The 16,208-nt window shown below is 65.6% G+C and carries 9 protein-coding genes; all 9 read left to right on the forward strand.

What is annotated here, in order from left to right:
* The first annotated feature begins 39 nt into the window (after positions 1–39).
* Positions 40–2,103: a prolyl oligopeptidase family serine peptidase gene (locus tag ACFWO3_RS11985; protein ID WP_378577548.1), complete on the forward strand. Its 2,064-nt coding sequence runs from the start codon at positions 40–42 to the stop codon at positions 2,101–2,103.
* A 71-nt stretch (positions 2,104–2,174) separates the two neighbouring features.
* Positions 2,175–3,638, forward strand: coding sequence for a wax ester/triacylglycerol synthase domain-containing protein (locus tag ACFWO3_RS11990; protein ID WP_378577550.1), 1,464 nt, complete (start codon positions 2,175–2,177; stop codon positions 3,636–3,638).
* On the forward strand, positions 3,635–5,941 hold the full coding sequence (locus ACFWO3_RS11995) for a glycerol-3-phosphate 1-O-acyltransferase (protein WP_378577552.1): 2,307 nt from the start codon (positions 3,635–3,637) through the stop codon (positions 5,939–5,941). Before ACFWO3_RS11990 ends, ACFWO3_RS11995 begins: the two co-directional genes overlap by 4 nt.
* Positions 5,938–7,374, forward strand: a complete 1,437-nt coding sequence (locus ACFWO3_RS12000; protein WP_378577554.1) for an HAD-IB family hydrolase — start codon at positions 5,938–5,940, stop codon at positions 7,372–7,374. The genes ACFWO3_RS11995 and ACFWO3_RS12000 overlap by 4 nt, the downstream gene beginning before the upstream one ends.
* A 49-nt stretch (positions 7,375–7,423) precedes the next feature.
* Positions 7,424–10,084: a valine--tRNA ligase gene (locus ACFWO3_RS12005; RefSeq protein WP_378577556.1), complete on the forward strand. Its 2,661-nt coding sequence runs from the start codon at positions 7,424–7,426 to the stop codon at positions 10,082–10,084.
* Positions 10,081–11,511: a bifunctional folylpolyglutamate synthase/dihydrofolate synthase gene (locus ACFWO3_RS12010; protein ID WP_378577558.1), complete on the forward strand. Its 1,431-nt coding sequence runs from the start codon at positions 10,081–10,083 to the stop codon at positions 11,509–11,511. The genes ACFWO3_RS12005 and ACFWO3_RS12010 overlap by 4 nt, the downstream gene beginning before the upstream one ends.
* Positions 11,508–11,933, forward strand: coding sequence for a DUF4233 domain-containing protein (locus ACFWO3_RS12015; protein WP_378577560.1), 426 nt, complete (start codon positions 11,508–11,510; stop codon positions 11,931–11,933). Before ACFWO3_RS12010 ends, ACFWO3_RS12015 begins: the two co-directional genes overlap by 4 nt.
* 18 nt (positions 11,934–11,951) lie before the next feature.
* On the forward strand, positions 11,952–12,365 hold the full coding sequence (ndk, locus tag ACFWO3_RS12020; protein ID WP_378577562.1) for a nucleoside-diphosphate kinase: 414 nt from the start codon (positions 11,952–11,954) through the stop codon (positions 12,363–12,365).
* A 485-nt stretch (positions 12,366–12,850) separates the two neighbouring features.
* The gene (locus tag ACFWO3_RS12025; protein WP_378577564.1) at positions 12,851–16,030 is read left to right on the forward strand and encodes a translation initiation factor IF-2 N-terminal domain-containing protein; all 3,180 of its coding nucleotides are present in this window, start codon (positions 12,851–12,853) and stop codon (positions 16,028–16,030) included.
* The last annotated feature ends 178 nt before the right edge of the window (positions 16,031–16,208 follow it).

Consider the following 16,208-nt stretch of genomic DNA (forward strand, 5'->3'; position numbering starts at 1 on the left):
ATGGACGCCAAGGCGTCCTCGACGTGATACCAACGAACAGTGAATCCGATTCCCGAACTACACGCCGGTACGCCTTTCGACGACCTCGACGATTACCTCGCACTCGGACGGATCAGTGGACTGGTGCTGTCACCGGACGGCGAGCGCCTCGTGGTCGCCCAGGCAGTCCTCGATACCGACTCGGGCAAGGACACCGACTCGGGCAAGGACGCCGACTCGACCAAGTACGTCACTGCTCTGTGGGACATCGACCTGTCGGGCGAACGTGACGCGCGGAGGCTGACGTGGGGTAGCGCCGGAGAATCGGGTGCAACGTTCACAGCTGCAGGCGACCTTCTGTTCCTGTCGGCGAGAAAGCGTGCCGCCGAGGAGGATTCACCGACCGCCCTGTGGTGCCTGCCTGCCGAGGGTGGGGAGGCACGTTCGGTACTGAGTCCAGGTGGGGGAGTGGCCGGAGTGGTCGCTGCGAGACAGTCCGATCGGGCGTTCGTGACTGTCCCGACGATGGGCGGAGCGCAGGGGCCCGAGGGCGACGAACGGATACGCGCCGAACGTAAGGACAAGAAGGTCTCGGCAGTTCTGCACTCCGGCTATCCGGTGCGGCACTGGGACCACGACCTCGGGCCGGAAGCGCCGCACCTCGTGGCCCTCGAACTCGGCGGCGACGAGGTCCGTCCGAACGACCTCACCCCGGATTCCGGGGTGGCGCTTCGAGACACGTCGTTCTCGGCGGCGCCGGACGGTTCGTTCCTCGTTACGTCCTGGACGAAACCGGGGCCGCTGGGCTCGCTCCGTCAGGTTCTGGTTCGCATCGATGCGGGAAGTGGAGAACGCACCGTCCTGATGGAAGACCCCGGAGCGGACTTGACGGCGCCGGTCTTGTCACCGGACGGAACGGCGATGGTGTATTTCCGTGAGAGCGACTCGTCGCCGGACTCCGCCCCTCGCGTGACCGCGCACCGGATGGATGTCGATTCCGGCCGGGAGACCCCCATTGCGGACGGCTGGGACAGGTGGCCGACATCTGCCGCGTGGCTTCCGGACGGTTCGGGGCTGGTGCTCACGGCGGACGACGCCGGTCGTGGCCCGTTGTTCGTGGTACGGGGAGACGGGATTCCCACGCAGCTGACCGAGGACGACGCCGCGTACACGGACGTCCAGATATCGCCCGACGGTCGGATCTACGCATTGCGCACGTCCTACGAGCGTCCGCCGCACCCTGTTCGGATCGACACCGCCACGGGAGCGGTGACGGAGCTTCGGTCGCCGGCGTCGGCCCCGGAACTTCCGGGTTCTCTCACCGAGGTCACCGCGACGGCCCCGGACGGCACCCCGCTCCGAGCGTGGCTGGCGCTTCCGACCGGTGCGGCGCAGCACGCCCCGGTTCCGCTGGTGCTGTGGATACACGGTGGTCCGCTGGGGTCGTGGAACGCGTGGTCATGGCGTTGGTGCCCATGGCTGCTGGTTGCGAAGGGTTACGCGGTGTTGCTGCCCGATCCGGCGTTGTCCACGGGATACGGGCAGGATTTTGTCCAGCGTGGCTGGGGGCGTTGGGGACGGGAACCGTTCACCGATCTGATGGCGGTGACGGACGCGGCGGTCGCGCGTCCGGAGATCGACGAGAATCGCACCGCCGCGATGGGCGGCTCCTTCGGTGGCTACATGGCGAATTGGGTTGCCGGTCATACGAATCGATTCAAGGCGATAGTGACCCACGCGAGTTTGTGGGCGCTCGATCAGTTCGGCCCGACGACGGATGCTGCCTGGTATTGGCAACGTGAGATGACGCCGGAGATGGCCGTCGAGAATTCGCCGCATCTGTTCGTGGCCGACATCGTCACTCCCATGCTCGTCATTCACGGGGACCGGGACTACCGGGTTCCGATCGGTGAGGGGCTGCGGCTCTGGTACGAGTTGTTGTCGGAGTCCGGCCTGCCTGCCGACCAGGACGGCACGACCGTCCACCGTTTTCTCTACTTCCCGGACGAGCACCACTGGGTCCTTGCTCCGCAGCACGCCAAGATCTGGTATCAGGTGGTGGAAGCGTTTCTTTCGGAACACGTACTCGGTGAAGCCGCGTCGATGCCGACCGCACTGGGGTGAAGGGGTGCGCGTTCGCGCCGAAGGGTCCAGACTGTGATGTAGGTCACTGACGGATTTCAGGGAGGGCGGCCATGCCCGCAGGCGAACAGCTGGTGCCACCGAGTGCCGTGGACGTGGACCTTTCCGGTCTGACCTGGGGTGCGGACAGGTCGATGTCCGATCTCGAGACGGGCATGTGGCGGATGGAGGCGGCTCGTCCTCAGCTGAGAACGCCGATCGTGGCGGTGGACGTCCTCGATCGACCGCCCGATTGGGAGCGCCTCGTCGCAGCCCACGAGTGGGCATCGCACATCGTTCCGCGAATTCGGATGAGAGTGGTCGACGCGGTTCCGTGGTTCGCGAACCCCGTGTGGTCCGTCGACCCGGAGTTCGACCTCGATTTTCACCTTCGACGCGTGCGATTGCCGGAACCTGCGACGTTCGATCACGCCTTGCGGATGTGCCGGCACCTGGCAACCGAACCGTTCGACCGGGCTCGTCCGCCCTGGAACGCGATGCTCATCGAGGGGCTCGACAACGGAAAAGCCGTCTACGTGGCCAAGACACACCACAGCATGACGGACGGACTGGGCGGCATCGCCCTGATGACACTGTTGCACAGTCGCCGGGCGGAGCCGACCCCGGAAAAGCCGGACCGTCCGCCACCGGAGGGGGAGACCACCTCTGGATGGTCGGTCTGGTCTTCGCAAATGGAGAAGGACCTGGCGGCCGTACCCGGGCGTATCGGTGGGATCGCTCGCGGAGCTCTTCGGACGGCGATGTCCGCGGCCGCCGCGCCGTCGACCTTCCTCGGTGACGCGTGGGACTATGCCAACTCGGTTCTCCGGGTTGCCGCCCCGCCACCCGGAAACGGTTCGGAACTGATGGCTGCACGCGGTCTCGGCCGGTGGTTCGGTGCGCTCGAAGTCGGTCTCGGCGAACTCAAAGCGGCTGCCCGGACCGTCGACGGTTCGGTGAACGACGCGTACACGGCTGCGTTGCTCGGCGGCATCGGTAGATACCACGAGAAGTTCGGGCGTCCGGTCGTGTCCATCCCCGTCGGAATGCCGATCAGCCTCCGTTCGGCTTCGGACAACATGGGCGGCAATCATTTTGCGGCCGCACGGTTCTCCGGCCCCGTCGGTACCCACGACCCGGCAGAGCGAATGAAGAAGGTCAGAGCCATCGTGATGGGTCTGCGTGACGAGCCTGCAATCGGTGTTCTCGATGCGATCGGTCCATTGTTGGTCCGCGTGCCCACCCGGCTCCTCGCGAGTTGGTACCTGTCGCAATCGACAGCGATCGACCTTCAGGCCAGCAATGTGGCCGGTGTTCCGGTGCCGGTCTACCTCGCGGGCGCGCGAATCGAGCGAATGTTTCCGTTCGGGCCGGTTCCGGGGTGTGCGGTTATGTCCACACTGGTTTCGCATGCCGGCGTGTGCTGCATCGGCGTCAACCTCGACACCGCAGCGGTGACCGAACCCGCGTTGTTCATGCGGTGCCTTCAAGAGGGTTTCGACGAGGTCGTCGAGCTGGGACGAAAGGGTGACCGATGACGCTTCACGCGGCGAGAATCACCGAAGGTTCGGAAGATGCGCAACGCAGACGGGTGTATCTGACGGAGGCGATGTCGGACGCCGAAGTCGACGTGATGAGTCGTTGGCTCGGCAACTTCGGCGACGGTGACGGGGACGCACCGAGGGTCGTTCCGGTCACCGACGTCGCGCTCGCCGAGTTGGTGCGGGGCGGCGGAGATCCGTTGTTGACGCCGGTTCGGGTGGTGTGGCTGCCCGAAACAGCGGACGGTTCCGGCGATCACCGGATAAGGAATACGCTGTCGCGGCGCGATCCTCTGCACCCGAGTCGTACCGCGCAACGTCGGCTGCTCGGAGCTGTTCCAGAGCGTTGTCGCGTCCTCGAAGGCGAGGCGGCATCGCTGAGCGATCTCGAACACCGTCTCGAGGAGCACGGAGGCGGGTCCCTGCCGCAGTTCATCAGGCGGCAGGCCGCGTTGGCACTCGAACGTGCCGAACGATCGTTGCTCGGCACCCAGTACAAGGTCTCGAGATTCGTGGTCGAGGACATCGTCGAAAGTCGCCGATTCCGGGACGGAACCCATGATCTGGCCGCCGATCTGGACGAGTCGCCGGTGAAGATCGAGTCGCGTGCGCGCGATGCCCTCATCGAGATGGTCGCGGCGCAGAGTCGGCGGGCGATTGCGATCTGGGATCAACTGGGGCGCTACTTCTCCCGGGCGTACCGCCTCGACGTGAACACGGCCGGATTCGACGAGTTGCGACGCCTCAACGAGCGCCACTCGCTGGTGTTCCTGCCGAGCCATCGGTCGTACCTTGACCCCTTGGTGCTGCGTCCGGCGCTGGTCGCCAACGATCTGCCGCTCAACCACGTGATGGGTGGGCTCAACGTGAGCTTCTGGCCGATCGGTCCGATCGGGAAGCGAAGCGGGACAGTCTTCATCCGCCGCAAGATCGAGGGCGACGAGGTCTACAAGTGGTCGATACGCGAGTACATGCACTACCTGATCGGAAGGCGCTTCAACCTCGAGTGGTACATCGAGGGTGGGCGGAGCCGGACCGGGAAGCTCCGGCCACCGCGTTACGGTCTGCTCACGTATCTCGCGCGTGCCCTGCGTGAAAGTGAGGGCGTCGACGTGTACCTCGTGCCGGTGTCGATCACCTACGACCAGCTGTACGAAGTGTCGGCGATGGCCGCCGAGGCGCACGGCGAGGCCAAGAGCAAGGAGGGGCTCAAATGGCTGCTCGGCTATGTCCGGGCACAGGGTGAACGTCACGGCGTGGCCCATGTCGCCGTCGGTCGGCCGATGTCGTTGGCCGCGTACCTCGGCCAAGAGACCGACACCAAGCTCGCGGTTCAGAAGACGGCCTTCGAGTTGTGCCACCGGATCAACGAAGTAACTCCGGTCACCGCATCCTCGCTGGTCATGTTGGCTTTTCTCGGCATCGAGGATCGGGCCCTCACGGTGGGAGAGTTGCAGGCCATCCTCGGGCCGATGGTCGCGTACATCACCGCGCGGCGGTTGCCCACTGCCGGTGACGTGGACCTGACGAACCCGCAGGTGATACGTACCGCGGTGCAGACACACCTCGATTCGGGTGTCCTGAAGAGTTTCGGGTCCGGCGACGAGCGGGTGTTCTATCTGGGCCGGAATCAGCACCTGGTTGCTGCGTTCTTCCGGAACACCACGATTCACTTTCTGGTCGTGCGGGCGATCGCCGAGATGGTGCTGGCCGCCGCGACCGAGAACCGATTCGTCGATCCGTTGGCGCAGGGATGGGCGGAGGCGCTGCGACTGCGGGACTTGTTGAAGTTCGAGTTCTTCTTCGGGGAGAAGGAAGAGTTCCGCGCGGATCTTCGGGCCGAGCTCACGGTGCTGGACCCCGAGTGGGACCGGAATCTCGGCGCCGAAGGTCATGCAGAATCCTTGCTGTCCGCAGTCGTTCCGTACCTGGCGCACCGCGTGCTCCAGCCGTTCCTCGAGGCCTACCTCGTCGTGGCCGATCAACTGACGAAATGTCCACTGGACGTCGAGTTCGACGAGGAGCGGTTCATGGCGGATTGTCTGGAACGGGCGGAAGAGTATCGCCTGCGTCAACAGATCTCGAGTACCGAGTCGATCTCGAGTGAGTTGTTCGCGACAGCTCTGCGACTCGCCCGGAACCGGGGTGCCGTCGACCGTTCACCGGAAGATGCCGGTGACGTGTCACTCGGGGAACGGCGCCACGAACTTGCGCGCGAGATTCGGATCACGGTCGATCGTGTTCGCCGGATTCGCACGCTGGCCAATGCGAAACTCGAGCGAATCGAGGTCAACCGGTGACGACCACGGCCTCGGGCCTGCATGCGGCGATCGCCGCGGCGCCACCCGGACCGGGCACGGTGGCGGCCTTCGACCTCGACGGCACTCTCATCGACGGGTACTCGGCCAGTGTGGTGTATCGAGACCGGTTGCGGCGCTTCGATCTCGGGGCCGCCGAGCTGATGCGCACCACCGGCGCTGCGATGGACACGCGACTTCGGGGTGCCGATGTGGGAAAGCTGATGGGAATCGCGGTGCGCTCCCTGTCCGGGCGGCTCGACGACGATCTGCTCGAGTGGGGGGAGAGACTGTTCCGGCAGGAGATCGCGGGCATGATCTATCCCGAAGTACGTGGACTGCTCGCCGCACACAGGAGGGCAGGTCATCGTGTGGTCATGGCGACCTCCGCCACCCCGTACCAAGCGCTTTCGGTGGCGCGGGACCTCGACATCGACGACGTGCTCTGCACCCGACCGGAGGTTGTCGACGGGATGCTCACCGGACGTCTGTCCGGCCCACCTCTGTGGGGACCGGCGAAGGCCGACGCAGTGAGCAGCTATCTGAGCGAGCACGACGCCGTCGCTCGGCGCGCCTTCGCGTACTCGAACGGATTCGAGGACGTCCCGATGTTGGAGTCGGTCGGGCATCCGGTCGCGCTGAATCCGGATCGACGCCTGACCCAGCGCGCGAAAACACGAGGGTGGTCCGTGGTCCGGCTGCGTGAGCCGCGGCGTGGTGCAACGGTGGGGTCGACGATCAGGACGGGCATCGCGATCGGTGCACTGACGACCACCGTTGCCGGGGCCGCAGCAGTGGGCCTGCTGACCGGCGATCGTCAGCGTGCAGCAAATCTCGTCGGCACGGTCGGTCCGGATCTGGCTCTCGCGATCTGCGGAATCGACGTGCGGGTGTCCGGACGGCAGAACGCGTGGCGGCAGCGGCCTGCGGTGTACATGTTCAATCACCAGAGTTCCCTGGATCTACTCGTGGTCGGAAGCGTCGTCCAACGGGATGTGACGGGGGTGGCGAAGGTTGAAGCGTCGCGCGATCCTCGCTTCTTTCCGGTCGGTGCACTCCTGGACGTGGCCTACATCGACCGCTCCGACGGCGCTCGGGCGCGGGCCGCGCTCGAACCTGCGCTGAAGAAGCTGAGATCAGGCATATCCCTCGCGATCGCCCCGGAGGGCACCCGGACCCCGACGCCGAAGATCGCGCCCTTCAAGAAGGGCGGCTTCCACCTGGCGATGCAGGCGGGCGTTCCGATCGTGCCGATCGTGGTGCACAACGCCGGCGAGTTGATGTGGCGTAATTCGCTGGTCGCACACCCCGGTACCGTGCACGTCTCGGTGCTCGAGCCCGTCTCCACGGAGGGATGGGTGGCCGCGGACCTCGATGCCAGGGTTGCGGATCTACGCGCACGGTTCCAGGCGGTCGTTCACGACGGGCACCGATGACCGTCACTCCCGGCAGTACGGTGCTTCGGGCGTTCATTAGACTCGACGGGTGACCAGTGCAGCATCAGTGAACCCGAAGACCCCCGCTGACGACCTTCCGAAGAGCTGGGACCCCAGCACGGTGGAGGCGGACCTCTACCAGGGTTGGGTGGATGCCGGCTATTTCCGTGCCGATCCCACCAGCGACAAGCCCGGGTACTCGATCGTGCTGCCGCCGCCGAACGTCACCGGCAGCCTGCACATGGGCCACGCGCTGGATCACACCCTGATGGATGCCCTGTCGCGCCGCAAGCGCATGCAGGGTTACGAAGTGCTGTGGCTGCCCGGTATGGATCATGCGGGTATCGCGACCCAGACGGTGGTGGAGAAGCAACTCGCCACGGACGGCCAGACGAAGGAAGATCTCGGACGCGAGGGTTTTGTCGAGAGAGTCTGGCAGTGGAAAGCCGAATCCGGCGGCACGATTCAGGGGCAGATGCGTCGCATCGGCGACGGTGTCGACTGGAGTCGTGATCGGTTCACCATGGACGCGGGGTTGTCCCGAGCAGTTCAGACGATCTTCAAGCGCCTCTACGACGAGGGACTGATCTACCGCGCCGAGCGTCTCGTCAACTGGTCGCCGGTGTTGCAGACGGCGATCTCCGACATCGAGGTGAAGTTCGAGGACGTCGAGGGCGAGTTGGTGTCCCTCCGTTACGGTTCGCTGAACGACGACGAACCGCACGTGATCGTCGCGACGACGCGTGTCGAGACGATGCTCGGTGACACCGCGGTCGCGGTGCACCCCGAGGACGAGCGTTACGCGCACCTGCTCGGGACGACACTCGAGCATCCATTCACCGGACGGCAGATCCCCATCATCGCCGACGAATACGTCGATCCCGAGTTCGGGACCGGCGCCGTGAAGATCACCCCGGCGCACGACCCGAACGACTTCGAGATGGGCGTTCGGCACAACCTGCCGATGCCCACGATCATGGACAAGACCGGCAAGATTGCCGACACCGGAACACAATTCGACGGGATGGACCGCTTCGAAGCTCGTGTGAAGGTCCGCGAAGCCCTTGCCGAACAGGGTCGTGTCGTCGCGGAGAAGCGACCGTATCTGCACAGCGTGGGACACTCCGAACGCAGCGGCGAATCGATCGAGCCGCGACTGTCGCTGCAGTGGTGGGTGAAGGTCGAGTCGTTGGCGAAGGCGGCAGGTGACGCGGTGCGTGGCGGCGAGACCGTCATCCACCCGACCAGCCAAGAACCTCGCTGGTTCGACTGGGTCGACGACATGCACGACTGGTGCATCTCACGTCAGCTGTGGTGGGGACACCGCATCCCGATCTGGTACGGACCGAACGGCGAGGTCGAGTGCTTCGGGCCCGACGAGTCGGTACCCGAGGGCTGGGAGCAGGACCCGGACGTGCTCGACACGTGGTTCTCGTCCGGTCTGTGGCCGTTCTCGACGATGGGTTGGCCGGACACGACCGAAGAACTCGAGAAGTTCTATCCCACAAGTGTTCTCGTCACCGGTTACGACATTCTGTTCTTCTGGGTCGCGCGGATGATGATGTTCGGTACCTTCGCGGCTTCGGACTCCTCGGTTCCCGGGCCGGTCCCGTTCCGTGACGTGTTCCTGCACGGCCTGGTGCGTGACCAGTACGGAAAGAAGATGTCGAAGTCTCGGGGCAACGGCATCGATCCTCTCGACTGGGTCGACCGTTTCGGAGCCGATGCACTGCGCTTCACGCTGGCTCGTGGGGCCAACCCCGGCAGCGACCTGTCGGTGGGCGAGGATCATGCGCAGTCCTCGCGGAACTTCGCCAACAAGTTGTTCAACGCGACCAAGTTCGCATTGATGAACGGCGCTGCGCCGGCCGAGCTTCCGGGCCGCGAGGACCTCACCGACGCCGACCGCTGGATTCTCGACCGGCTCGAGCAGGTGCGCGCCGACGTGGATGGGGCCTTCGATCGTTACGAGTTCAGCAAGGCATGCGAAGCGCTGTACCACTTCGCGTGGGACGAGGTGTGCGACTGGTACCTGGAGATCGCCAAGGTGCAGTTCGCGCAGGGTGAGACGGTTGCCGACACCACGAAGTCGGTGCTCGGCAACGTCCTGGACGCGTTGTTGCGCATGTTGCATCCCACCATCCCGTTCGTCACAGAGACGTTGTGGAAGGTGTTGACGGGCAAGGAGTCCGTTGTCGTTGCGGAATGGCCGACGGCCAGCGGCGTGCCTGCGGATGCTCGGGCAGCGCAGCGTGTCGACGACATGGCGCGCCTCGTCACCGAGGTGCGCCGATTCCGCAGTGACCAGGGGCTCAAGCCCTCGCAGAAGGTGACTGCGGTCGTCCACGGGATCGAGGGTGCCGACCTCGTCGAGCAGATGCCCGCCATCACTTCTCTCGCACGCCTGAAGGATTCGGAGGGTGACTTCACCGCGACGGCATCGGTTGAGGTCCGGCTGTCGAAGGGCACCGTGACCGTGGAACTCGACACGTCGGGCTCCGTCGATCTCGGCGCCGAGAAGGCGCGCCTGGAGAAGGATCTGGCGGCCGCGCAGAAGGAACTGGCGGGAACCGACGCGAAACTGTCCAACGAGTCCTTCCTCGCGAAGGCTCCGGATGCGGTCGTCGAAAAGATCCGTGGTCGCCGACAGGTGGCGAGCGAGGAGATCGAGCGAATCACTGCCCGGCTCGGTGAATTGGGGAACGTGTGAGCACTCCTGAGCCCGTACCCGACGCACCCGCGACGCCGGTGGATCTCGCCGAGCTCGCGCTCGTCGAGGCCGAACTCGACAAGCGTTGGCCCGAGACGAAGATGGAGCCGTCTCTCACCCGCATCTCGGCGCTGATGGACATCATCGGGTCACCGCAGAACAACTATCCCTCGATCCACATCACCGGGACCAACGGCAAGACGTCGGTGGCGAGGATGGTCGACGCACTTCTGCGAAGCCTGCACCGACGCACGGGCCGGACCACCAGCCCGCACCTGCAGTTGGCGACCGAACGAATCAGTATCGACGGAAAGCCCGTGTCGCCTCGTACGTACGTCGACACGTATCGGGAGATCGAGCCGTACGTCCAGATGGTCGATCAGCAGTCCACCGAGGCCGGGGGACCGCCGATGAGCAAGTTCGAGGTGCTCACGGCGATGGGTTACGCAGCCTTCGCGGAGGCGCCCATCGACGTCGCCGTGGTGGAGGTCGGACTGGGAGGCCGATGGGACGCCACGAACGTCATCGATGCCCAGGTCGCCGTCGTCACTCCGATCGGTCTCGACCACGCCGAGTACCTCGGTGACGATCTGGCCGGAATCGCGGCGGAGAAGGCCGGGATCATCAAGAAGCCGCGGGAGGACCCCCTCGCACCCATCGAGGCGGTGGCGATCCTCGCGGAGCAGACTCCGGAAGTCATGGACGTCTTGCTGCGCAGGGCCGTCGAGACCGAGGCCGCCGTGGCGCGTGAAGGCGCGGAATTCAAGGTTCTGGCTCGTCAGGTCGCCGTGGGTGGCCAGCAACTCGAACTTCAGGGACTCGGCGGGGTGTACACGGACGTGTTCCTTCCCCTTCACGGCGAGCACCAGGCACGCAACGCGTCTGTCGCGCTCGCGGCCGTCGAGGCGTTCTTCGGTTCGGGTCCGGACCGGCAACTCGAGGCGGACGCGGTCCGTGAGGCCTTCGCGACGGTGACCAACCCCGGCAGACTCGAGCGGGTGCGGAACGCGCCCACCGTGTTTCTCGATGCAGCGCACAATCCGCACGGTGCTCGGGCATTGGCGTCCGCGCTGACCGCGGAGTTCGACTTCCGCAAGCTCGTGGGTGTCGTAAGCATGATGGGCGACAAGGACGTGGACGGAATCCTCGCCGCTCTGGAGCCCGTGTTCGACGAACTCGTCGTCACCCACAACGGCTCGCCTCGCGCGATGGACCTCGAGGATCTGGCGAACCGCGCCGTCGCACGCTTCGGTGACGAGCGTGTGGTTGTCGCCGACAATCTGGCCGATGCACTCGAGACGGCCATTCGTCTGGCCGAAGAAGTCGGCGACCCGGGAGAAGCAGTGTCCGGCGCCGGGGTCGTCGTGACGGGATCGGTGGTCACCGCGGGTGCTGCCCGCACACTTTTCGGAAAGGATCCGGCGTGAGTGAGCCGCAGAAACCCGGTGACGATTCAGCCGCAAACGGCGGAGAGTTCGCACCACCGACGAAGGACCCGTGGAAAGGATTCCGAGGCGTCTGTGCCGGAACTCTCGTCCTCGAGGTGATCGTCGTTCTGTTGGCTCTGCCGGTGGCGGCCACCGTCGGCGGCGGCCTGTCTTGGTTGTCGATCACCTACATAGTGGTGCTTGCACTGGCAATGCTCGCCGGTGCAGGCCTGCAGGGACGACCGTGGGCCATGAAATACAACCTGGCACTCCAGGTCGCCATGATCGCGGGATTCCTGGTGCATCCGTCGCTCGGCGTGCTCGGGCTCATCTTCGCCGGCGTGTGGGGTTACCTCATCTACCTGCGCAGAGACATCACTCGGCGGTCGGAGCAGGGCCTGCTTCCTGGGCAACGCGACTGACCATCTAGGCTCACTGCCGTGACTGAGCGCACCCTTGTACTGATCAAGCCCGACGCTGTTTCGCGTGGTTACGTCGGAGAGATTCTCTCCCGCATCGAGCGGAAGGGTCTCACGATCGCAGCCCTCGAGCTGAAGACCGCATCTCAGGACGTGGCGGCGAGCCACTACGCGGAACATGCAGAACGCCCCTTCTACCCGAGCCTCCTCGACTTCATCACGTCCGGACCTCTCGTGGCGGCTGTCCTGGAAGGGCCGCGCGCGATCGCCGCGTTCCGTCAGCTGGCGGGCGGCACCGATCCCGTGGAGAAGGCCGCCACCGGCAGCATTCGTGGAGATTTCGGTCTCGAGACACAGCAGAACCTCGTGCACGGCTCCGATTCGGTCGAGTCCGCCGAACGCGAGATCGCTCTCTGGTTCCCCAATTTCGCCTAGGCCTGAGCGGTAATACCTGCCTGACCTGCCGGTTCACGTCTGTGGCGATCCGAAAGTCCTTCGGTCCCGTTCGCCCCGAGTTCGGTGCGAGTGGGACCGAAGTTTTCGACATCGGTGACATTCGGTGCGCCGTTGTCATGGACCCCTCCGTCGATGTGGGATACTGAAGACGGTCGAAGCGCAATTCGAGCTGGACGTGCATTCGGCCGGATGGCACCTCGCCGCGATGCCCTTCATCGCTGCATACCGTCAACGGGAAGTACCCGGGCGGCACGCACGCTGGATGATCAGGCGCTCGCAGGGGAGGGTGAACGCCACCCGCAAGGCACCTCGTGGAATGCAGTGCTAACGGACACTGCCGGTCACGTGGAGCGAGACCAGACAATCTCGCGCTCACAACCCGGGCGTGAGTACACACACTGCGCCCTCGCGTGGCCGCGTGACACTCGAAACGAGTGGACGCGCCCGGGGGCTGAGGAGACTACGTGGCCGAACTAGAGCCGCCCATCAATTCGGTTGCTGCCGGAAGCGAGACCCCCGATCTTCCCGCGAAGATTCGCGTGCATGCGCTTGCGAAGTTGCTGGGTGTGACGAGCAAGCAGGTCATCGCGGAGGCTGCGAAACTCGGTACCGAGCTTCGCAGTGCCCAGTCGAGCGTCCTCAAGGACGCAGCAGAACAGATTCGCGCGGCGGTCCAGGCCCCGGCGGCGCCGGATCTGGCAGTACAGGAAGAAACGGCGCGGGAGCCCGTGGTTACGGAACCCGTCGCCGAGGCGGCCGCGGCTCTCGGTGCGCCGGCAAGCGACGTCGAGGTGAACGCGGAGCCGTCGCTGTTCACGCCCCCCGCACCGGCAGAAGAAGTGCAGCCTTCCGGATCCGACTCCGAGGACGCCGGTTCGGCCGAGCCCGTTGCCCAGGTGCCGCTATTCCTGCAGCCCGATCTCGAAGCGGCTCCGCGCCGTCGTCGCAGCCGCCGTGATGCGGCGGCGCCCGACCTTTCGTCCGCAGACAGTGGCAGCGGGCAGGCGAAGTCGTCCACGGACGACGTGAAGTCCGAAGACGACAGCACTGCGGACAGTGCCGACCGCACCGACGGCGATCGCGCCGAGAGCGACGACGATCAGCCACGGCGACGTCGTCGCGGCCGCCGCGGTCGCGGTCGTGGTCGTGGTGAGCAGACCGAGGACGCAGGGAACGAGTCGGAATCCGATTCGGACAAGTCCAAGAGTTCGGATTCCGCCTCGAAGAACGCCGGCAAGGACGGAAAGCCCGCCGATTCCGAAGGCGACACGGCCGAGACCAAGGACGCCGATTCGGAGAAGGGTGCCGAGAGCGAGCAGTCGGACGGCGAATCCGGCGACGGCGAATCCGGCGAGGGCAACAGCCGCCGTCGGCGCAGGAGGCGTCGCCGTAAGTCCGGTGGCGACTCGTCCACCGATTCGGGTTCGGAAGACGATCCGCCGAACACCGTGGTCCACGAACGTGAGCCGCGGAACAAAAACCGCTCGAAGGACGAGGTTCAGGGCATCACGGGTTCCACCCGGCTCGAGGCGAAGCGCCAGCGTCGCCGCGACGGCCGCGACGCGGGTCGCCGTCGGCCACCGATCCTCTCGGAATCGGAATTCCTCGCCCGACGCGAATCCGTCGACCGTGTGATGGTCGTTCGGGACCGGATGGGGTCGGGGCAACCGCACGCCACCACCCAGGTCGCGGTCCTCGAGGACTCGGTCCTCGTCGAGCACTTCGTGACCACGTCTTCGTCGGCCTCGATGGTCGGCAATGTCTACCTGGGCAGGGTGCAGAACGTTCTTCCCAGCATGGAAGCCGCGTTCATCGATATCGGCCGTGGTCGCAACGGCGTGCTGTACGCGGGTGAGGTCAACTGGGAAGCCGCCGGTCTCGGCGGTAACTCGCGCAAGATCGAGCAGGCCCTCAAGCCCGGTGACCAGGTTCTCGTGCAGGTCAGTAAAGATCCTGTGGGTCACAAGGGCGCGCGATTGACCACCCAGATCAGTCTTGCCGGCCGATTCCTGGTCTACGTTCCCGGCGGCACCTCCACGGGTATCAGTCGTAAGTTGCCCGACACCGAGCGCAAGAGGCTCAAGGACATCCTCCGGGACATCGTGCCCGCCGATGCGGGAGTCATCATTCGCACGGCATCGGAAGGTGTGAGCGAAGAGGAACTCGCACGCGACGTTGCGCGCCTGCAGAAGCAGTGGTCCGATATCGAGGAGAAGGCCGCGAAGGCCGAGTCCGGTAAATCGGGCAACCCCCAGTCCCTCTACGAGGAGCCCGACCTTCTGGTCAAGGTTATTCGCGACCTCTTCAACGAGGACTTCTCGAAGCTGGTCATCGAGGGCGAGAAGGCCTGGTCCACCGTGCACGCCTACATCGAGTCGGTGGCATCGGATCTGCTTCCGCGCCTCGAGCAGTACACGTCGGACAGTGGTATAGGTGACGTCTTCGCGGCGTACCGGATCGACGAGCAACTGGCGAAAGCCCTGGACCGCAAGGTGTGGTTGCCCTCGGGTGGCACCCTGGTGATCGACCGCACCGAGGCCATGACCGTCGTCGACGTCAACACCGGCAAGTTCACCGGTGCGGGCGGCAATCTCGAAGAGACCGTCACCCGCAACAACCTCGAGGCCGCGGAAGAGGTCGTGCGGCAGATGCGGTTGCGCGACATCGGCGGAATGATCGTCGTCGACTTCATCGACATGGTTCTCGAAGCGAACCGCGACCTGGTGCTTCGGCGTCTCACCGAGGCCCTCGGCCGCGACCGAACCCGCCACCAGGTTTCCGAGGTCACCTCGCTCGGCCTTGTGCAGATGACGCGCAAGAAGCTCGGTACGGGCCTGGTGGAGGCGTTCTCCACCAACTGCGAGCACTGCCACGGGCGTGGAATCGTCGTCCACGCCGACCCGGTGGAGGTGAAAGCCCAGGAGGATTCCGGATCGCGCTCGGGCTCGGGTGGGTCGCGCAAGCGCCGTGGACGAGACAAGAACTCGAATCAGGCAGACAGCAACGGTCAGTCGACGAGCACCGAGACATCGGCGCAGGCGTCGACTGCAGATGCCACGGTCAAGCGAGCACACCCGGTCGCGCTGGCAATGGCCCATCACCTTCACGACGAGGCGAAGCCAGACGAGACCGACGCCGTTGCCGCGTCGGAGAGTGTCGACGAAGTAGCGCTCGTTCCGGCCCCCGTCGCTTCGGTCGAGGCGCCTGCGCAAGAGGTCGAGGCGCCTGCGCAAGAGGTCGAGGCGCCTGCGCAAGAGGTCGAGGCGCCTGCGCAAGAGGTCGAGGCCGAGGCCGACACTTCGTCGGCGCCCGCGCCGGAGCCGGTCGCCGAATCGGTGAACTCGGACACCGCCGCGGCACCCACGGAGGAATCGGGACCGGAACAGGTTCCGTCGGAGAAGCCGCGTCGGAGAAGCCGGCGTGCGTCACGTGCGGCGGCTGCACCGACGGGGGACCGCGCATCGGAAGGCACGGTTGTCGTGATCCCGGCATCCGAGTCGGCCCCGGAACCGGAGCCTGACGTGCAGGTCCCGGCCCAAGCGGAGGCGGCGGTGTCGACGGCGGTGGCCGGGCCGCCCGCTCGTCCACGCCGACGGCGCGCGGCTGCACGCCCCGCCGGACCGCCGGTGGACAACGAAAGCTGAGGTGTCGGCAACCGGCCGAATTTGTTTCGACCGGTTGCCGTCCTGTAACCTTGACCAGTCGCTCCCCGGCGATACTGCTCCGCTGTGCCTCGAGTGCACGTGGACGGCAGCCGGAGGAGCAAGTACACCAGACCAGTCGTGCCGCATCGAACGCTTCGAGGCAGCGGCGCGAGCAAGT

This window comes from Rhodococcus sp. NPDC058521, assembly GCF_042719695.1.
In the GTDB taxonomy this organism is placed as follows: Bacteria; Actinomycetota; Actinomycetes; order Mycobacteriales; family Mycobacteriaceae; genus Rhodococcus_F.